This is a genomic window from Saccharomonospora sp. NPDC046836, from assembly GCF_040645195.1.
Taxonomy (GTDB): domain Bacteria; phylum Actinomycetota; class Actinomycetes; order Mycobacteriales; family Pseudonocardiaceae; genus Prauserella_A.
The window spans coordinates 1-1866 of sequence record NZ_JBEYXW010000119.1 but is presented as its reverse complement, the minus strand read 5'-3'; the positions used below and the strand labels follow the sequence as shown (position 1 = coordinate 1866).

At 70.6% G+C, this 1866-nt stretch carries 1 protein-coding gene and 1 pseudogene; both read right to left on the bottom strand.

Going from position 1 to position 1866, the window contains the following annotated elements:
* A partial coding sequence (locus ABZ863_RS35605; protein WP_358544184.1) for a hypothetical protein occupies positions 1–1559 on the bottom strand: 1559 nt, incomplete at its 3' end.
* Between the two features lie 26 nt (positions 1560–1585).
* Positions 1586–1762, bottom strand: a pseudogene (locus tag ABZ863_RS35600) (DUF6238 family protein); the annotation flags it as partial.
* Positions 1763–1866 lie beyond the last annotated feature (104 nt).

Sequence of the window (1866 nt, the reverse complement as noted above, 5' to 3'; positions counted from 1 at the left end):
ACCACCCTTCGGTTCACGGGGATCAGGACGTCGGTATTCGTGAACTCACGGGGTTTGGCGGCCATGCGGGCGTCTGTGTCGAACAGCTCCCGCTCAGCCGGGTGGAGGATGTGCTGGGTGATGAACGAGTGGCCAGCGACCTTCCACAGACCTCGGCCCTTGGTCAGGGCGGACACCGCCTGGGTCTCGACGCCGGTCAGGCCGAGCAGAGAGGCAGCGGCGGCGAGCTGGTCGGGCTCCTGGCGGTAGATGATGCGCGTGCTGCAGTCCGCGAGAAGTCCCTCGGCCAGGACTCGGCCGCGTGAACCGGCGTCGCCCGCCGAGAGCAAGTCGCTGAGCCGGTGGATCACCATGAGGTTCGCGATGCCCAGCCCTCGGGAGAGCTTCCACTGACTCTGCATCCGCTCCAGCAGCCCGACGTGCCGCATCAGCCGCCACGCCTCGTCGTAGATCACCCATCGCCGACCGCCATCGGGATCACTGAGGGCTGACTCCATCCACGCGCTCGCGCACGTCATCGCGAGCACCAGTGCCGTGTCGTCACCGGAGCCGCCGAGACGGGAGAGGTCGATGGACAGCATCGGTGTGGTCGGGTCGAACGACACGGTGCTCGGCGCGTCGAACATGCCGCTCAAGTCGCCGTGCACGAGACGTCGCAAGGCGTGGGCGAGGTCCTGGGCGGCCGAACCGAGGTGCCCCGCCTGGTGGCCGAGGGCGTGGTCGAGGCGTTCGGGGGAGCCGAGTACGTGCGCGATCTCGCCGAGGAGCGGCACCGTGCCCCGGGCGGCGGCGTCAGCGACGACCAGATCCAGGGCCAGGTCGAGGGCGGTGTGCTCCATCGGCAGCAGATCGCGCTTCAGCACGGTGCGGGCGAGGCTGGCCAACAGCAGCAGACGGCGCTTGCGAACCTCCGTGAACCAGTCCTCTTCGCTCACGGAGGCGGGCCGGGCCGGGGCGTCCAGCGGATTCAACCGTCCAGGGAGCCCCGGGCCCAGGGCGATGCTGTAGCCGCCGAGGGCCTGCGAGACACCGGTCCACTCCCCCTTGGGATCGCAGGGAATGTAGATCCGGTAGCCGCGGGCGATCGACCGGGTGGCGATGGACTTCGCCAGCGCCGACTTGCCCATGCCGATGATCCCGGCCAGGACCGCGTTGGGGTTGGTGAAGCCCTCGATCCGGCCGCTGTTGTAGAGGGAGAACGGGTCGAAGCAGAAGGCCGCCTCCGCGTGCACGTCGCGGCCGATGAACACCCCTTCGGCGCCCAGGCCGCCCTCGGCGACGAAGGGGTAGGCGCCGCTGGCTGTGGCGGTGGTCATCCGGTGGGCGGGAAGGGCGAGCTTGCCGCCGCGGGCGGACGCCGGACCGGGGCGACCGGAGAGCGGATAGGTGGGCCGCAGATCCGGGTCGAGGGTCTGCTCCGCGCGGTGCTTGGGCGGGCTTCCGGCGAGGCGTGCCTGGCGGCGGGCCTCGGTGAAACCGGCTCGGGCAGCCCGCTGTTCGGCGCGTGTCGTCTTACGGGGCACGAACAGAGGGGAGGCGCTGGCGCGGGTACGGGGCATGAGCGTTTCTCCAGATGAGGGGTGGGTCAGCGGCGGACGAGGCCGGTGAACGGGGCGTGCAGGTCGGCCGGGGTGGTGCGCCGCCGCACGAGATGAGCGGTGCGCTGGTGGCGCTGGCAGATGGTCAGTTCCGGTGCGCCCTCTGGAAGGCCGGCCTGGCACGCCTCCGGTGCGGGGATCTCGCCGGAGTCCGGCCGGGGTGCCGCGTGGTAGGCCCCGGCGTCCTATCTCTGACCCACGGTGCAAAGTAGCCGTCAGTGGTCCTCTGGCTGGTGGTCCCAGAGGTGGACGGTCTCGTCGACCTTGA